Origin of the sequence: Salinicola corii (genome assembly GCF_008298015.1) — a bacterium.
GTDB classification, from domain to species: Bacteria; Pseudomonadota; Gammaproteobacteria; order Pseudomonadales; family Halomonadaceae; genus Salinicola; species Salinicola corii.
Map to the genome: position 1 here is coordinate 836,866 of NZ_VTPX01000001.1, position 17,036 is coordinate 853,901.

At 64.1% G+C, this 17,036-nt stretch carries 14 protein-coding genes; 3 read left to right on the plus strand and 11 right to left on the minus strand.

The window, feature by feature from the left end:
- Nucleotides 1-30: 30 nt before the first annotated feature.
- From F0A16_RS03905 to F0A16_RS03915, 3 genes are all read right to left on the minus strand, one after another.
- Nucleotides 31-381, minus strand: a complete 351-nt coding sequence (locus F0A16_RS03905; RefSeq protein WP_149434039.1) for a glycine zipper domain-containing protein — start codon at nucleotides 379-381, stop codon at nucleotides 31-33.
- Nucleotides 382-442: 61 nt separating this feature from the next.
- A complete protein-coding gene (locus F0A16_RS03910; RefSeq protein ID WP_149434040.1) occupies nucleotides 443-3,568 on the minus strand; it encodes an efflux RND transporter permease subunit in 3,126 nt (1,041 codons plus the stop codon).
- Nucleotides 3,568-4,722 (minus strand): efflux RND transporter periplasmic adaptor subunit, encoded by a 1,155-nt coding sequence (locus F0A16_RS03915; protein ID WP_187775891.1) that lies wholly within the window; start codon nucleotides 4,720-4,722, stop codon nucleotides 3,568-3,570. Before F0A16_RS03915 ends, F0A16_RS03910 begins: the two co-directional genes overlap by 1 nt.
- Before the next feature lie 154 nt (nucleotides 4,723-4,876).
- Between F0A16_RS03915 and F0A16_RS03920 the strand changes: the two genes are divergently transcribed.
- Complete coding sequence (locus F0A16_RS03920; protein ID WP_149434042.1) at nucleotides 4,877-6,058, plus strand: BaiN/RdsA family NAD(P)/FAD-dependent oxidoreductase; 1,182 nt, start codon at nucleotides 4,877-4,879, stop codon at nucleotides 6,056-6,058.
- A 72-nt stretch (nucleotides 6,059-6,130) separates the two neighbouring features.
- Here the strand turns inward: F0A16_RS03920 and F0A16_RS03925 are convergent, their stop codons facing one another.
- From F0A16_RS03925 to F0A16_RS03940, 4 genes are all read right to left on the minus strand, one after another.
- A complete protein-coding gene (locus F0A16_RS03925) occupies nucleotides 6,131-6,430 on the minus strand; it encodes a YqjK-like family protein (RefSeq protein WP_149434043.1) in 300 nt (99 codons plus the stop codon).
- On the minus strand, nucleotides 6,423-6,803 hold the full coding sequence (locus F0A16_RS03930) for a phage holin family protein (RefSeq protein ID WP_149434044.1): 381 nt from the start codon (nucleotides 6,801-6,803) through the stop codon (nucleotides 6,423-6,425). Before F0A16_RS03930 ends, F0A16_RS03925 begins: the two co-directional genes overlap by 8 nt.
- Nucleotides 6,803-7,144, minus strand: a complete 342-nt coding sequence (locus tag F0A16_RS03935) for an ElaB/YgaM/YqjD family protein (protein WP_149434045.1) — start codon at nucleotides 7,142-7,144, stop codon at nucleotides 6,803-6,805. Before F0A16_RS03935 ends, F0A16_RS03930 begins: the two co-directional genes overlap by 1 nt.
- A 75-nt stretch (nucleotides 7,145-7,219) precedes the next feature.
- Nucleotides 7,220-8,143 (minus strand): phospholipase A, encoded by a 924-nt coding sequence (locus tag F0A16_RS03940; protein WP_149434046.1) that lies wholly within the window; start codon nucleotides 8,141-8,143, stop codon nucleotides 7,220-7,222.
- A gap of 354 nt (nucleotides 8,144-8,497) precedes the next feature.
- Between F0A16_RS03940 and mscK the strand changes: the two genes are divergently transcribed.
- The gene (mscK, locus tag F0A16_RS03945) at nucleotides 8,498-11,956 is read left to right on the plus strand and encodes a mechanosensitive channel MscK (protein WP_275401749.1); all 3,459 of its coding nucleotides are present in this window, start codon (nucleotides 8,498-8,500) and stop codon (nucleotides 11,954-11,956) included.
- Between the two features lie 7 nt (nucleotides 11,957-11,963).
- Here mscK and F0A16_RS03950 read toward each other — a convergent pair whose 3' ends face one another.
- From F0A16_RS03950 to F0A16_RS03965, 4 genes are read right to left on the minus strand one after another with little or no spacing between them, the layout of a single operon-like run.
- Nucleotides 11,964-12,713, minus strand: a complete 750-nt coding sequence (locus F0A16_RS03950) for a TlyA family RNA methyltransferase (RefSeq protein ID WP_149434048.1) — start codon at nucleotides 12,711-12,713, stop codon at nucleotides 11,964-11,966.
- 7 nt (nucleotides 12,714-12,720) lie between these two features.
- Entirely contained in the window at nucleotides 12,721-13,887 is a 1,167-nt protein-coding gene (locus tag F0A16_RS03955; protein ID WP_149434049.1) for an ABC transporter substrate-binding protein, read from the minus strand.
- Nucleotides 13,857-15,248 carry a sensor histidine kinase gene (locus F0A16_RS03960; RefSeq protein WP_239023695.1) on the minus strand — a complete coding sequence of 464 codons (1,392 nt, stop codon included), beginning with the start codon at nucleotides 15,246-15,248 and terminating at the stop codon, nucleotides 13,857-13,859. Before F0A16_RS03960 ends, F0A16_RS03955 begins: the two co-directional genes overlap by 31 nt.
- On the minus strand, nucleotides 15,245-15,916 hold the full coding sequence (locus F0A16_RS03965; protein ID WP_149434050.1) for a response regulator: 672 nt from the start codon (nucleotides 15,914-15,916) through the stop codon (nucleotides 15,245-15,247). The genes F0A16_RS03960 and F0A16_RS03965 overlap by 4 nt, the downstream gene beginning before the upstream one ends.
- Before the next feature lie 228 nt (nucleotides 15,917-16,144).
- Here F0A16_RS03965 and F0A16_RS03970 point away from each other — a divergent pair.
- A partial coding sequence (locus F0A16_RS03970; RefSeq protein WP_149434051.1) for a Bug family tripartite tricarboxylate transporter substrate binding protein occupies nucleotides 16,145-17,036 on the plus strand: 892 nt, incomplete at its 3' end.

Sequence of the window (17,036 nt, forward strand, 5' to 3'; positions counted from 1 at the left end):
GCAATAGATTCGTTCTGTTGGCTCGAGCCGTCAACGCCGGCTCAGCATCAGCGCCAGCAAGGCACCGCCCAGCGCGGCGATACCGACGCTCTGCCAGGGTTTGCGCTGCACGAACTCGTCGCAGCTTTCGCAGGTGTCGCTGATCTGTTCGTCCAGGCGCTGGCGTGAGCGGGTCGCCCAGCTGTCCTGCGGAAGATAGGCAGTGGCGTGGGAGGACGGCTCGTCGATGCTCTCCTCGAGAGGGTCGTCCTGCGATGTCAGTGCAGGTTTTTCCCGGATCGAATCATCCCCCAACCGGGGCGCACGCTCGGCAGCCGCCGCCATATCCTCATCGATACGGTTGGTCTCGTCTTCCTTGTCGTCACGATGGAACAGGCTCATGGTCATCCCTCCGGTGCGGTGGACAGGCCCTAGAGAAGTGTAGTTGCAATTCCATGACTCGCTAGGGCCTTTCTCGCGTCGGCGCATCGAGATTCAGCTCTCGCTCCAGACGCTGACCGACATCGCCGGGTGAGCCGGTATGCCGCGCAAGCATGTCATAGGCCACCGGGACGATGAACAGTGTCAACAGGGTGGCGACGGCGACTCCGCAGAAGATCACGGTACCGATGACGATGCGCGATTCGGCGCCGGGACCGAATGCCAGGATCAATGGTATGGCGCCAGCCATGGTGGTGACGGTCGTCATCAGTATCGGCCGCAGTCGCGTCACGGCCGCTTCGACCAGCGCATCCGAGAACGCCGCTCCCTCGTCGCGCAACTGATTGGCGAATTCGACGATCAGGATGCCGTTCTTGGCTGCCAGTCCCACCAGAACGACCAGCCCGACCTGGCTATAGATGTTGAGGGACTGACCGCTGGCCCACAGGCCCAGCAGGGCGCCACTGATCGCCAGTGGCACCGTGAACATGATGACCAGCGGATGGATGAAACTCTCGAACTGGGCCGCCAGAACCAGGAACACCACGACGATGCCCAGCGCGAGCAGGAAGGTGGTGGCACCACTGGCCTCCTGATAATCGCGCGAAGGGCCCTTGTAGTCGATGACCGCCTCGCTGGGCAACTCCTCGTCGGCGATTCGCTGCAGGTAGGCCAGCGCGTCGCCCATGGCGGTACCGTTCTGAAGGTTGGCCTCCAGCGTGATGGCCCGCATCCGGTTGAACCGGTTGAGCTCGCTGGCGCCCGCGAACTCGGAGACGGACACCAGACTCGCCAGCGGAATCAGCTCGCCGCTGACCGCCGAGCGTACCTGCACGTTGTCCAGGGTGCTCGGGGCGCGCTGGCGTTCGCGCTCTCCCTCGAGAATGACGTCGTACTCCTCGCCGTTGTCGACGTAGGTCGTAACGTTGCTCCCGCCGAACAGCGTCTCGAGAGTGTTGCCGATGGTGCTGACGGTCACGCCCAGGGTGGCTGCTCGGTTGTAATCGATCCGGATGCGAAGCTGTGGCTGGGTCTCCTTGTAGTCGCTGTCCACTGCCTCGAGTCCGGCGTTACCGTCCTTGCGGATGCGCTCGAGCAGGCGGTCGCGCCAGTCGACCAGCTGATCGTAGGTGCTGCCGCCGATCACGAACTGGACGGGCTTCTCGACCCTGCCGCCGAAGCCCTGGCGCATGACCGGCGTGGCGGTCACGCCGGGCAGGTCACCGAGTCGCTGCCTGACATCGGCCATGATCTCCCACGCCGAACGCCGGCCGCCCCAGTCGTTGAGAGTGACGATTGCCATACCGTCGTTGAAATTCTCGACATTGCCGAAGCCGCGCGGGCCACGAATCGATACCTGGTTGATATCGCCGGCGTCGACCAGGGACATCAGGCGGGTCTCTATCTCGTCATAGTAATCCTGCATGTAATGGAAGGTCGCCCCGGGGGGGCCTTCGATCAGCACGAAAAAGGCGCCGCGATCTTCCCGGGGCGTGTACTCGTTGGGCAACTGCTGGAATAGCCAGGCGGTGAGGGCCAGGACGAGGGCAAACAGTCCGACCACCAGCCAGCGGAAACGCAGTGCCCGGCGCAGCCAGCGCCGGTAGGTCGTCTGCGAACGGTCCAGCAGCCATTGCACCCCTCGGCTGATCCGGCTTTCGTGCATCCGCGGGGTGAGCAGCTTCGAGCACAGCATCGGTGCCAGCGACAGTGCGACCAGGCAGGAAAGCCCGACGGCGGCAGCGAGCGTCAAGGCGAATTCCGAGAACAGGCGTCCGATATCCCCCCGCAGCAGGCTCAACGGAATGAATACCGTGATCAGCACCAGGGTGGTGGCTATCACCGCAAAGCCGATCTGACGCGTGCCGCGATAGGCCGCCACCAGAGGCGTCTCGCGATGGACCACCATGCGCCGGTGGACGTTCTCGATGACCACGATCGCGTCGTCGACGACCAGGCCGATCGCCAGAACCAGCGCCAGCAGTGTCAGCAGATTCAGCGTGAAACCGAACAGGGCCAGAAAGATGAAGGTGCCGATCAGCGATATCGGCACCGTCACCGCCGGCACCAGGGTCGTGCGCACGTTGCCGAGAAAGAGGAAGATCACCACCACGACCAGCCCCATGGCAATGAACAAGGTGGAAACGACCTCGTGGAGGGCACCTGACACGAATACCGACGAATCGAAATTGAGCGACAGCTGCATGCCGTCGGGCAGTGTTGGCTGCAGCCTGGCCATCTCCGCCTTGGCGCCATTGGCGACCTCCAGCACACTGGCGGTCGACTGCTTGATCATGCCCAGGCCGACCATGGGCACTTCGTTGCCGCGGTAGAGCGAGCGCTCCTCGACAGAGCCAACCTCCACGCGGGCAACATCCTCCAGCCGCACCAGGTAGCCGTTGTTTCCTCGCTCGATCACCAGATTCTGGAAGTCGGCGGCAGTAGTGAAATTGCGCGGGATGCGCAGCGTGAACTGGCGGTCGCGGGATTCGAGAAAGCCGGCCGGCAGCTCGACGTTTTCGTTTTCGAGCGCGTCGGCGACGTCATCGACCGTCAGTTGGCGTGCAGCCAGGGCATTGCGGTCGAGCCAGACGCGCATTGCGTACTCCTTGCCGCCGCTCAAGCGTACCCGGGCAACGCCGTTCTGGGTCGAGAAGCGGTCGACGAGATAGCGGTTGGCGTAATCGGTGAGCTCCGGGATGGTATAGCCCTCTCCGGAGAGCGACAGCCAGATGATGACGTCGTCGCTGCTGTCGCTCTTCTCGATCTCGGGTGGCTCGGCCTGGTCGGGCAGGTTGTCGGCCACCGATGAAATGCGATCACGGATATCGTTGGCGGCACCGTCGATGTCGCGGTCCAGCGAGAACTCGACGTCGATCTCCGATTCGCCGTCGGTGCTGCTGGATTCGATCGAGACAATGCCCTCGATACCGGCGATGCGGTCCTCGAGCAGTTGGGTGATCCGGGTCTCGACCACGCTGGCGGAGGCACCGGGATAGTTGGTCTCGATACTGACGATGGGCGGGTCGATCGCCGGATACTCCTGGAGCGGTAGGCGCTCCATGGCCAGCAGGCCGAAGGCGATCAGCAGTAGTGAGACGACCGTCGCGAAAACCGGGCGGCGAATCGATAGATCGGAAATTCGCATCAGTCGTTCGCCTGGGATTCGATGGCGCGGCGCTGACGCTCCAGCACATCCTTGATGTCACCCTCGCCGACATTTTCCGCGATCAGTTCGACCGAATCCCCTTCGTGTACCTTGAGCGTGCCGTGGGTCACGATTCGCTGCCCGATATCGAGACCCTCGATGATCTCGACTTCTCCCTGTCGACGCTCGCCGGTGGTGACTTCCCGGCGTGTCACACGGGCCGGCTGACCCGGCTCGATCAGCCAGACCGTCTGGCGTTCGCCGTCCGGGACCAGCGCGCTTTCCGGGATCGTCAATGCCTCTCGAGCGGGCTGGTTCAATTCCACTTCCATCATCATGCCCGGAAGCAGCCGGCCGTCGGGGTTGGGCAGGTTGGCGCGGACCACCAGGCTGCGCGAGATGGGGTCGATGCGCGTACCGAGGGTGGCGATCTCGGCGCGGAAGACCTGGTCCGGGTAGCTCGGCGTCATGGCGCTTAGCGTCAGGCCGGGGTGGAGCACCGACAGCAGCGTCGCCGGGACGGTGAAATCGAGCTTCATGGTGTCCAGCTTGTCGAGCGTGACCAACTCGGTGCCGGGTGTGACTAGGGCACCCACGCTGATCTCGCGCAATCCCACCGTGCCCGCGAAGGGCGCCTGCAAGCGATGATCGGCAAGCTGTGCCCGGATGGCATCGATTTCGGCTTCGCTCTGCTTGACCAGTGCCGCGTTGTCCTCGAGCGTGGCGCGCACACCCAGGTTGCGATCCTGAAGCTGCTGTGCCCGGCCGAGTGCACTCTGGCGTTGGCCGAGCAGTGCCTGGGCGGCGCGGAGTTCGGCCTGTGCCTGGGCGTCGTCTAGCTGCACTAGCCATTGACTGGCCGCCACCTCGTCACCGTCCTCGAAGTTGAGCGCGCTGATGGTGCCGGTGAGCGTGGACGAGAGGGTGACGCTCTCGTCGGCTCTCAAGGTTCCCAGCGCCTCCACCGGATCCTGCCAGGTCGAGGCCACAATCGTGGCAGTGATTACGGCGACTGGCGGCGTTTCCTGGGCGGTTGCGGTGGTCGGGCCCGGCAACCACGTCGCTAGCGCGCAGAGGGCCAGCGCCAGCAGGGGCGGCAAGCGGTTTTCGCGTCCGAGCGTAAAGCGCTCACGATCTGCCGAATTCGTTGTCATGATTAGCGGATTCTTGTCAGCGTTGCATTGAGCGGGTGAGTGCGCGCCATTCGTTAGGACCTGATACCTGAACGCCCGGGGAATGAAAAGGGCATCTCGAAAAACACCTCTGCTAGAATGCCTGCCCATTCAGCGAGGCAAGTGCGGTGCGGAGATGAAAACCTACGATGTCGTCGTTATCGGCGCTGGCGCGGCGGGCTTGATGTGCGCGCTGACTGCGGGTTATCGCGGCCTTCGCGTACGGGTCGTCGATCATGCCGGCAAGGCGGGAAAGAAAATTCTGATGTCCGGCGGTGGGCGTTGCAATTTCACCAATCTCGCCACCACGCCGGCACATTTCTTTTCGGGCAACCCGCACTTCTCGATCTCGGCGCTGAAACGCTATACGCCGCACCATTTCGTCGAGTTGGTCGAGCGGCACGGTATCGAGTACGTCGAGAAGGCGCCCGGCCAGTTGTTCTGTGCGCAGTCGGCAAAGGAGATCGTCTCCATGCTGCTGACCGAGTGCGAATGGGCGGGCGTGGAAGTCTCCCTTTCCACGACGGTGGGCAGCGTCGAGCGCCTAGGTGAGGGGATGCGGCTGGAGATGGATGGCCGCAAGACCGAGGCTGGGGCGGTGGTGGTCGCCACTGGTGGCCTGTCCGTCCCGACCCTCGGTGCCAGCGGTTTCGGCTACGATCTGGCTCGCCAGTTCGGGCTGGCCGTGACCGAGACCCGGGCGGCACTAGTGCCGTTCACGGTGACGTCGCGATGGAAAGATTCGCTGGCCTCGCTCTCGGGCCTGTCCTGTCCCGTGGCGGTCAACTGCGGCGACGGCTCCTACCGTGAACCGTTGCTGTTTACCCATCGCGGTCTGTCCGGGCCGGCGATGCTCCAGGCCTCGAGCCACTGGCAGCCGGGCATGACGGTGGCGATCGACTGGCTGCCTTCGATCCCGGTCGCGGAGACCCTGGCCGACCTCCGCCGACGCGCACCGAGGCGGCGGCTGGGCAACTGGCTGGGGGAGGCGCTACCCAAGCGTCTCTCCCAGGCGCTGATCGAGTGGCAGGCATGGCAGGACCGGCCGATGGCCGAACTGTCCAACGCCGATATCGACGCCGTGGCGAACGGGCTCAAGGCATGGCAGTTCAAGCCGGCGGGGACGGAAGGGTGGCGTACTGCGGAGGTCACCATGGGAGGGGTCGACACCGGAGCGGTGTCGTCGAAGACGTTCGCCGTCAACGCGATCCCCCAGCTCTACTTCATCGGTGAAGTACTGGACGTCACTGGGCAATTGGGTGGTTTTAACTTCCAGTGGGCCTGGTCATCCGGTGTTGCGTGTGGCCAGGCGCTCTGACGCTGAACGAAAGACGGCCACTGTGTGCAGTGGCCGCGACGATAGGGTGGCAAAAACGGCGTGGTCTTGAGGCTAGCGTTTTTTCCCGCGGGTCGCCCGGTAAAGCGCCCTGCCGCGGTTGTACATCATGAATCCGGTCAGCGCGCGCTTGAACAGGCGGCCGGTGGAACGTGGCTTGCGCGCGCTGCGCATCGCCAGCAATCCCCCGACCGCCATCAGCGGAACGCGCCAGCTCATCATCTTGTTCCAGGCATTGTCGATCGGTGCCGTGGCGTCACGCCATTCGCGCATGGCGGCGGTCATGTCCAGGCGTTGCTGGAGTATTTCGTCCTCGAGCGCGTCCAGTTGCTGTTGGCGGGAACGTTCAGTCATGGGAGTGCCCCAGTGCCTGGCGATCGCGATCCAGGTGATGCAGGGTTGCGGCCATCAACTTGCGCTGCTTGGCGACTCGCTTGGCGGAGAAGATCAAGACACCCGCCAGGATGAAAAGCGCCGCCGAGCAGATCCCGATCGCCTGCAGGCGGTTCTCTTCCCAGTAGACCACCACGATCAGCAGGAGCAGCATTCCGATCGCGAACGACAGCACGATCAGCCCTGCACCCGCCAACAGCAGCAGCGTCAGCATTCGGTCTCGCTCCGCCTCCCATTCGGCCACGGCGAGACGCAGTCGCGTCTCGCCGGTGGCGATGAGATTGGCGATCAGCCGTCGCCCGGCGGAAATCACGTTTTCAGCCGGCCCCGCCATTAGCGACGTCCCAGCAGCAGTCCCAGAACCACGCCCGCAGCGGCACCGATGCCGATGCTGGTCCAGGGGTTTTCATGCACGTAGCGATCGGTGGCGTCGACCTGCTCCTTGGCGCTGGAGTAGAGGGCTTCTCCACGAGCTTCCAGACGCTCTCGGGTGGCATGCAGGCGTTGCTGAGCGCGTTCGCGCATTTCGGAGATATTGCTGCGGGAGTCGTCCGCTGTCGCGTGGATCAGCTCCTCGACGGTGTGGGACAGGTTGCGCAGGTCTTCCTTGAGCTGCTCGGTAGAGGCTTCGCGTTCACGCTCGGGACCGTTGCCGCCGATGGATTGCATGGTCATGGTCGTCATCCTTTGACAGTCGAGTGGCATGGTTGAAACAGACAGGCTTCAGCATAGACAGGCAAACTGTCGGCATCAACGCGTACCGGGGATCCCGGCCAAAAAGGTGTTGATACTGAAGCCGAGGCCGAAACGCTGCACATCGTGGTTGTAGTCGATCAGGCTCTCACCGTACCCCTTGTAGTACTGCAGATAGCCGCGCACCTTGCCGAACAGCGGGAAGGAGTAGTCGAGTTGGCCACCATAGTGCGCCTTGCCCGGATTGCCACGAACCATCAACGAGACCTCCTGGTCTCCGAAGGCGCGCACCAGGGTCAGGTCCCCGTAGCCGATGTAGTTCTCCAGGTCCGGGTTGTCGTCATCCTTGTCGTTTTCCGGGATACGCCAGTGCGGGGCGACACTGAAGGCCCAGTCGCCGCGCTGGAATATCGATTCGCCGTAGATTCGGTTCCAGCTACGGGACAACGGATCCGAGCGTCCATTGGACTGATGCGCGAAGCCGACGCGATTGATGGTGTTGGTCCATCCCAGCACCGTCCAGCGGTTATCGAAACTGACGAAGCCCTCGGGCTCGTAGTTGGTCTCGCGAAAGGGCGCGGAAGCCTCGGAATTATAGGCCTGCCACCAACTGCGCTGGGTGTAGGCGAAATAGAGGTCGCCGTTGTCGCCGAACATGTCGTCGAGCAGTTTCACCTTGAAGCTCAACTGGAATTTGATCTCCGAATTGTCGACATCACCCTCCGAGCTGATCTCCCGGAAATCCGACTCGTCCGGGTTGCTGTTGTAAGTCCATGGCAGGATGTAGTTACGTCGATAGGTGGTGATCGCCAGCGGATTCTCGGCAGTTTCCGCTTCGAGGTTACGGCGCACTTCCGCCTGGTCGTTCGCTTGCTGGACCGGGTCGCTGCTGGTGCTTGAATCCTGAGCCATTGCCAAGGACGTGGCCGTCATTCCCAGGAGAAGAATGCCGGTATGGCGCAGCGAACGAATGGGCGTCATAAGACTGTCCTGTCAAGATGATCCAATGGAGAGAAGCGTGATCGGACTGATGAGAATCAGGCTTCTTGTCGAGTAGTGACGATTTCTAGCATGTCGTCGACTGAATTCAAACTCGGACCGCGCGCCAAGTAACGCCTCGAAACCCGCACGCGCTGACGGTAAACTCCGCTATCGGTAGGGAATCGCACCGCGGTGAAGCGGTGGCGGCCGCAGGAACGGAGTTGACGAGGAGTCGACATGTCGGATGACCCGGTCGCGGGTGAGTATTCTGGGCAATCAGGCTTTTTTGCACGAGGACCGTTTAGGCTGGCGGCGATCGTCTCGGCAGAGGCTGTACCGACGTTTGCCAACCTTTTGAAAGGGGCTGAGCGTAGCACGTTCCTTGCACTTGTATTGTGCATACTCATGACAAGCGTCGTCGCCTTTGCGCAACAGCAGGATCGTCTCCCGACGGAAGACGAGCTCAAGTCCGAGCAGCAGAAGCTCGAGAAGGTCGAGACGCCGACCGAAGCGCAACAGGCGGATCTGGATGATCTGCGTGTGGCGCGGCAGACGCTGGAGTCGTTGAAGGCGCTGCGCAAAGACCTCCAGTCGCTCGATACCTCGGCCCGACAAGCCCCTCAGCGCACTCGCGAACTCGAGCGCCAACTTGCAGGGTTGAGCGATCGGAAGGCGCCCGAAGCGGACGCCCTAGATCAGCTTTCCGTGGAGGTCCTGGGCCAGAAGACCACCGAATCTCTGAATCAGCTCGAGGCCTTGCAAAGCCAATTGGCATCGATCAACGCTCGGCTGATCAGCGCGGAAACACTACCCGAGCGCGCGCAGTCGGCCATTGCCAGCGCGATGAACGATGCCGAGCAGGCAAGAACTCAGCTTCAAACCTCCAATGACGAGGATCCCCAGGTCCTCGATCCCGGCGACGCACGCTATCGGCTGCAACTGGCTTTGGCCAGCCTGCAAGCCGAATACCATCGACAAAAGCTGGCCAACAACACAGTGCTTCGCGAACTCGACGTGCAAAGGCGAGACCTGCTTCGACGTCAGGTCGCCATCGAGGAAGCGCGGTTGGATGCGTTGCAGGCCGCGCTCGATCGCCAGCGCCGTGCCGAGTCGGAGAAGGCCGTCGCGGACATCAGCGAGGAGGACGCCAAGGCGATCGCCGCGCACCCCGTGCTTCGCGAGATTCAAAAGACCAACCGCGAGTTCAGCGATCGACTCCTCGAGGTGACCGACCGGACCAACGAGTTGATTCGGCAAGCCATCGATACCCGTTCCCAGCTCGATCGCGTACGTCAGGTCAAGCGCACGCTCAACGAGCAGATCGAGGCGATTCGTGGCAGCCCGCTATTGTCACGCATTCTCAACGAGCAGCGTCGAGCCTTGCCCGATGTCGATGAACTGGGCGGCTTGCAGGAAGAGATCGCCGGGACCCGGCTGAGTCAGTTTGATCTGGTCGATCAGCGGGATGCGCTGCGTCACCCCCGCGAACTGGCCGAGAAAAGTCTTGCCGATACCGGCATCGAGGTGACCCCGTCGCTGGTCGACTCGCTGGTGAAACTGTTCCAGTCACGCAGCGAAGTCCTCGAGCAGCTGGATCGGGAATACGGCAATCTGCTGACCGTGGCGATCGACCTCCAGCTCAACCAGGAGCAGCTGGCGGGGCTCACGACATCGATTCGCGGAGCCATCGAGGAGCAATTGTTCTGGGTTGCCAGTGCCCGTGCGCTCACCCTCAACTGGTGGCGCGATGCCCCCGACATCCTGATGGGCCAGATCCGCGACGGTGGATGGCGGCCGGCGCTGGCGAGTTTCTGGCGGGTTCCGGATGCCCGGGCCCTGGCCATCATCCCCGTCCTGCTGCTGGCGGGGGTGCTGTTGCTGCTGAGACGTCGCATCAAGGTGCGGTTGCTCAATCTGCATGAGCAGATAGGCCGCCTCAAGCGCGATACCCAGATGCACACGCCCCGGGCGATTCTCTACAACGCGCTGCTCGCCGCCCATGGACCTCTGATGCTGGCGGTGGTTGGCGGCCTGCTGAGGCTCGGTAGCGATGATTTCGCCGAGCGCGTGGGGGAGTCCCTGTTGCAGCTCGCTCTGGCCTGGGGCGTGTTGGGCTGGGCGCGCAGGCTACTGGTGTCCGACGGCGTGGCGACGCGTCACTTCCACTGGTCGGCCGGATACGTGGCGCGCCTGCGTCGCCTGCTGTTCTGGCTCGGGATCTCGCTGATTCCGGTGATACTGATCAGCGGGACCTCGCCTGGCAGCCAGGCTGAGCTGTCCAGCCGCCCCCTGTTCCTGCTGTCGCTGCTGGTCGGATTGCTGGCGATGAGCTGGATCCTGGTGCAGTTGATCCTGGCCCACGTACCCTATTTCGGCCTCAAGCTGTTCCGGCTGCTGTTGGGATTGGCGCTGGCCATGGTACCGCTGGTGCTGGGCGGCCTGATCGTCATGGGCTATGAATATGCCGCCCTGCGTCTGATCGGCCGCTTCATCAATTCGCTCTATATTTTCGGCCTGTGGATTCTGGTCGAGGCAGCGGTCGTTCGCGGGCTGGCGGTGGCGCAGCGCCGGCTGGCCTACCGCCGTGCGGTGGCTCGGCGGCGGGCGCAGATACAGGAGGGCGCCGAGGGCGGGCTGGAGGTGGTGGAGGAGCCGCCACTGGACATGGAGCAGGTCAACCAGCAGTCGCTGCGGCTCTCGAAGCTGATTCTCTTCATCGGCTTCACCTTCGCCTTCTACCTGATCTGGTCCGACCTGCTCGAAGTTTTCTCCTATCTCGATCAGGTCAGCGTGTGGGAGATCGAACGCGGACAGGGCGAGTCGATGACGCTGGACCCGATCACCGTGGCGGATGTGATCATCGCGCTGATCGTGGTGGCGTTGACCATGATGCTGGCGCGTAACCTGCCCGGTCTGCTGGAAGTCATGGTGCTGTCCCGGCTGACGTTGAAACAGGGGAGCGCCTATGCGATCTCGTCGCTGCTCTCCTACACCATCGTCGGGACCGGCGTGGTGATCTCGCTCGGCACGCTCGGGGTCTCCTGGGACAAGCTGCAGTGGCTGGTGGCGGCTCTCGGCGTGGGGCTCGGCTTCGGTCTGCAGGAGATCTTCGCCAACTTCATCTCGGGGCTGATCATTCTGTTCGAGCGCCCGATGCGGATCGGGGACACCATCACGCTTGGCCAGCTCCACGGCTCCGTCAGCCGGATTCGTATCCGGGCCACCACGGTGACCGATTTCGACCGGAAAGAGATCATCATTCCCAACAAGACCTTCGTGACCGACCAGTTGATCAACTGGTCACTGTCGGACAACGTGACCCGGGTCGTACTGACCTACGGCGTGGCGCACGGATCGGACCTCGACGAGGTGCATCGCCTGATGCGCCAGGCGGCGGACGAGAATCGCCGTGTACTGCGGGATCCCGAGCCGCAGGTGTTCTGCATCAGCTACGGGCCGACCTCTTTCAACTTCGAGCTGCGGATCTTCGTCAACGATCTGCTGGATCGGCTCTACGCTAGCGACGAAATCAACCGCCGGCTGGATCTGCTGTTCAAGGAACACGGCATTCGCGTGGCGTTCAACCAGATGGACGTGTGGCTGCACGGCGAGAACGGCCAGTCCGCGCGGGTCCAGAGCGAGGACGGAGAGGGGGCGTCGCTGGGTGCCGCCGCTCCCGCGTCAGGAGCGCCATCCGCCGGCGCGATCCGTTCCCGGCAGGCCCGCAGCGGCGATGACGGTCATCTGGATGACGGCGACGTTGGCGGTGCCGGTTCGGATGGCGGCAGCGACGGGGGTGACGGCGGCCGCTGACGGTCGGTCAGCGGCGCAGGGCGTGAAGCAGGAATTCGCGATTGCCGTCGCCGCCCACAATCGGGCTCTCCTGCCAATGATCGATCTGCAGACCGTGTGTCCGGCAGGCCCGCTGCAGGGTCTCGGCCACCGTCGTGTAGAGGGCGGCGTCGCGCACGATCCCTCTGGAGTCGACCTTGCCGGGGCCCACTTCGAACTGTGGCTTGACCAGGGAGTAGAGCTCCCCGCCGGCGTGCAGCACCCGGGCGATCTCCGGCAGGATCAGGGTCTGCGAGATGAACGACACATCCATCACCACGACGTCGATGCCCCCCGGGGCGAGCCTCTCCAGGTCGGCGAAGGGGAGCCGGCGCGCATTGACGCCCTCCAGGCAGGTGACCCTGTCGTCGTTGCGTAGCGAAGCGTCCAGTTGGTCGTGCCCCACCTCGATCCCGATGATCCGCTCGGCGCCGTAGCGCAGCGCGCAGTCGCTGAATCCGCCGGTGGATTGGCCAATATCGAGCACGGTGAGGCCGTCGAGGCGGCGCGCCAGTGCTTCCAGCAGGGCCTCCAGTTTCAGGCCCGCTCTCGACACATAGCGCTCCTCCGGCGCCTCGGCGATCCTCAGGTCCACGGTGTCCGGCAGTTTCTCCCCCGGTTTCAGCGCCACCCGCCATGCGCTGCCGTCGTTGACGCTGACGTAGCCCTGGCGGATCAGGCGCTGGGCCCGGGTGCGGGAGCGGACGTGGGCGGTAACCAGTTGATCGAGTCGTGTCATGAGCGGCTCACTCCGTTGCAGCGTCGGGCAGGGGGGATGGGTCGGCAAGGGGGCCTCCGGCGTGCGTCGGCCGGTTGTCGAAGGCCTGCTGCCACTGCTCCAGCAGCGTCTGGCGCTTGAGCCTGTCCAGTGTCGCCAGCAGGCCCGGACCGATCTGAACCGGGCGGATCGCTTCCCCCAACCGGTCGCGCAGGTCGGCCGCGGTGCCGGCGCCATCGACGGACGGGTGCACGGCACCCAGCGTCGTCTGGGTGGCGAGCAGGCGTTGAGCCGATGCGCTCAGGAGATAGTCGATGAAGCGCCGTGCGGTGTCGGGATGAGGCGCGTGACGCGACATCATGACCAGGCGCTGCAGCACCAGTGCGTAGTCCTGGGGCACGACCATCACCAGCTCGGGATGCTCGGCCACGTAGTCCTGCACATAGGAGCCGATCAGGTTGTAGCCGATCCAGTAGCGCCCGTCGCTGAGCCCCTCGAGCATGGCGGCGGTCGTGGTCTCCAGGGCACTGTTGCTGTTGCCCAGCGCCTCGACCAGATCCCAGTAGCGGGCTGAGATCCTGGCGTCCTCGATGGCGTAGGTGTAGCCCGCGCCACTTCGCCGCGGATCGTAAGTGACCACGCGATGGTCGAGTTGCCGGGAGTGCTGCCGCAGCAGGCTCAGGAGATCGGCGTGACTCTCGGGCGGGATCATGCGTCGTGCCAGGTCTCGCCGGTAGACCATGACGATGGGTTCGAAGGTGAAGCCGAACAGCTCCTGACGCCAGCGTGCCCAGCTCGGCCAGTCGGCGGCGGCGGGAGAGTCGATGGGGCTCGACAGCCCTTCGTTGGCGAGCTGGTACTGCCAGGGCATCGCGGGGGACAGGATCACGTCGGCGCGTGAGGTGTCGCGCTCCTGAAGGACACGTGCGTGCAGCGCCAGTGTCTCCAGGTTGTGATAGTCGATCGCGATGTCGGGGTGGCGGCGATGGAAATCGGACAGCAGCGGCCGAACCTGCGGTGGGTCGAGCACGCCGTAGATGGTCAGGGCGCGAGAAGGCTCGGTATCCGCGGCGAAGTGCAAGGTCCTCGCCTGTGCTTGAGCCGTCAGCGCGAGCGCGAGTGCCAGCCATACGACGCCGAGGCGCCGCACGCAGCGCGGCACGCTCAGGTGGCGGTGAAGATCAGGACGACGCATAAGCCAGGACGCTCGGGATGGTCGGGGTTGGCGGTCTGCAGGAGCAGGCGAATATCGTGGGCGCGCGCGATGCTGTCGACGATCGCCAGACCCAGGCCGGTGCCATCGCCCGCCTCCTGGCCACGGTGGAAAGGGCGCAGCACCAGCAGGCGCTGGGATTCGGGAATGCCGGGGCCATCATCCGTGACGACCAGCCGCGTCGGGGCGTCGGTGACCTGCACCGTGATCTGGCGGGCGCCGTAGAGCGCGGCGTTCTCGATCAGGTTGTTCAGCGCCTCTTCCAACTGCCAGTCGGTCGCCGACACCATCACGGCATGGTCGGGCACGTCGACCCCGAGATCGATGCCGTGACGGTGATGGCGCGCGAATGACTCCCTGACGCAGCGCTGCGCCAGCGCGGCGAGGTCGACCGAACGCTTGGCCGGCGTCGCCTCGGGATTGTTGAGACGGGTCATCGACAACAACTGGCCGGCCAGTCGCGCCGTCTTGGTGGCGGTGCCATGCATGGTGACGAGCGCTTCCCGCCATGCCGCCGGCTCCGACTGGCGCATGGCCAGCTCCGCGTGCGCCGAGAGCCCCGCCAGTGGCGTGCGCAACTGGTGAGAGGCATCTCCGATGAAGCGCTCCTGATTGGCACGGACGCGGCGCATTCTTGCCAATAGTTCGTTCAACGCCTGGCGCAGCTCCGCCAGTTCGCGGGGCAGCGCCAGTTCGAGCGGGGCGAGGGTGCGAGGATCGCGCTGGCGGATGGCGCGTCTCAGGCGGGTCAACGGCTCCAGTGCGAAGCGCGCCGAGAGCAGCACGACCACCATGGCCAGCGCGGCGATGATCACGATATTGACGAAGCTGGCCAGGAACAGCTGGTTGGCCAGTGCCTGTCGCCCCTCGCGGCTCTGGGCCACCCTGACCTCGAACCGATCGCTGCGATCCCATCCCTCCAAACGAGAGCGCAATACGCCCAGGCGCAGCGGCATGTCGCGGGATATCACATCGCCGTAGCTCATCTGTCCGGCCTTGGCGGGCGGCAGCGAGGGGAGCGAGCGATTGCCGGTGACGAAGTGACCCTGGGCATCGTATAGCGCGTAGAACACCCGCTCCTGGGCATCGGTGGCGAGCATCTCCAGTGCCGAAGGCGGCAGGTCCATCCATAATCGGCTCTGCTGCCAGCGGACCTGCTCGGCGATGGAGAGCGAGGCGGCGTCGAGCAGCCGGTCGAAGGCGCGGTCCGCGGCCTCGCGGGAGGCGAACCAGGCCTGCAACAGCATGATCGCCACCAGCATGGCCAAGGGACAGAACAGCCAGATCATCAGCCGCCGATAGAGGCTGAGATGTGAAAGGCGCCAGCGCCGCAACAGGGTCACTCTGCCTCCAGCAGATATCCGATGCCTCGGACCGTGCGCAGGGTGACATCGGAACCGGCGAGCCGCCGCCGCAGACGATGAACGTAGACCTCGATGGCGTTCTCGCCGACGCTCTCACCGGCGAAAGCGTCCTCGAGTAGGCGTGCCTTATCGACCGGCTCGCCGGCGTAGCGCATCAGGCAAGCCAGCAGGCGATGTTCCCGCGGCGGCAGTGGCAGGGCGGTGTCTCCCAGCATGAAGTGCTGACGATGGCGGTCGAGTTGCAGCGAGCCCAGCGAGGTCGATTCGCTCTGGTCGTTCTGGCGACGGCGCAACAGTGCGCGGACTCGCGCTTCCAGCTCGTCGAGCGCGAATGGCTTGGCCAGGTAGTCATCCGCGCCCAGGTCGAGCCCTCTGACGCGATCCTCGATGGCGGCTCTTGCGGTCAGGATCAGCACCGGCGTCTGTCGATCGCGCGAGCGCAGGGCCGCCAGCACATCGAGGCCGCTGCGAGTCGGCAGATTAAGATCGAGAAGGATGAGGTCGTAGTCGTGATCGATCGACAACCGGGCAAGGGCTTCGCCGCCATCGCCTATCCGCTCGATACGTTGGTTGTCGACCGCCAGCGTTGCGGTGAGCGTGCTGGCGAGCAGAGGATCATCCTCTATCAGCATCAACTTCGGTGCCATGGAGAACTCCTGCAGGTGAAGAGGGGGAGGCACGTGACTCGGGTGAGGCGATTGTAAACGAATCGATTCGCTGGGCATTGAACTTTAGTTGGCTTTTGCCGCTCGTCCGTTGACCGTTACAAGGCTTCACCCTAATTTCCGCTGACGGGAACAAGGTTCTACCTTACGAAACTGTAAGGTTGGCGTCAGCCACGAACAACTCCGCCCCATCAGCGAGGAGAAGCAAACATGTTTGCAGCCAAGACAATCAAGTGGGTGGCCACTGCGGCCTTGGCCCTGACCGCCAGCAGCGCCATGGCATTCGAGCCTGCCGGCAAGGTCGAGTGTATCGCGCCTTCCGATCCGGGCGGCGGCTGGGACTTTACCTGCCGCAGCGTGGGCAACGTGCTCGAGGAGCTTGACCTGGTGCCGGCCAGCGTCCAGACCATCAACATGGCAGGGGCGGGTGGTGGCGTTGCCTTTGCCCACACCGTGAGCAAGCGCAAGGGCGACGACCAGCTGCTGGTAGCCGCCTCCACCGCCACCACCACGCGTCTGGCCCAGAACCAGTTTCCGGGCATGGACGCCGACATGGTCAACTGGATCGGCGCGGTGGGCGCGGACTACGGCGTCATCGCGGTCTCCAAGGACTCTCCCTACCACGACCTCAACGAGCTGATGGAGGCGATGAAGCAGGACCCGCGTGCGGTCAAGTTCGCCGGCGGTAGCGCCAACGGCGGCTGGGACCACCTCAAGGTACTGATCGCGGCCAAGGCGGCCGGTGTCGAGAACCTGCCGCGGATCCCCTATCTCTCCTACAACAACGGTGGAGAGGCAATGACCCAGGTCATCGGCGGTCACGTCGATGCTTTCACCGGCGATGTCACCGAAACCCAGGGCTTCCTCAAGTCGGGCGACCTTCGAGTGCTGGCCGTGCTGTCCGACGAGCGCCTGCCCGGCGATCTGTCCGACATTCCCACTGCCAAAGAGCAGGGCATCGACGCTGTCGGGCCCAACTGGCGCGGCTTCTACATGCCGGCCGATATAGACGACGACGCCAAGCAGTACTGGGTCGATGCCGTCGACAAGCTCTACGCCAGCGACCAGTGGAAGCAGGTCATGAAGAGCAATGGCCTGATGC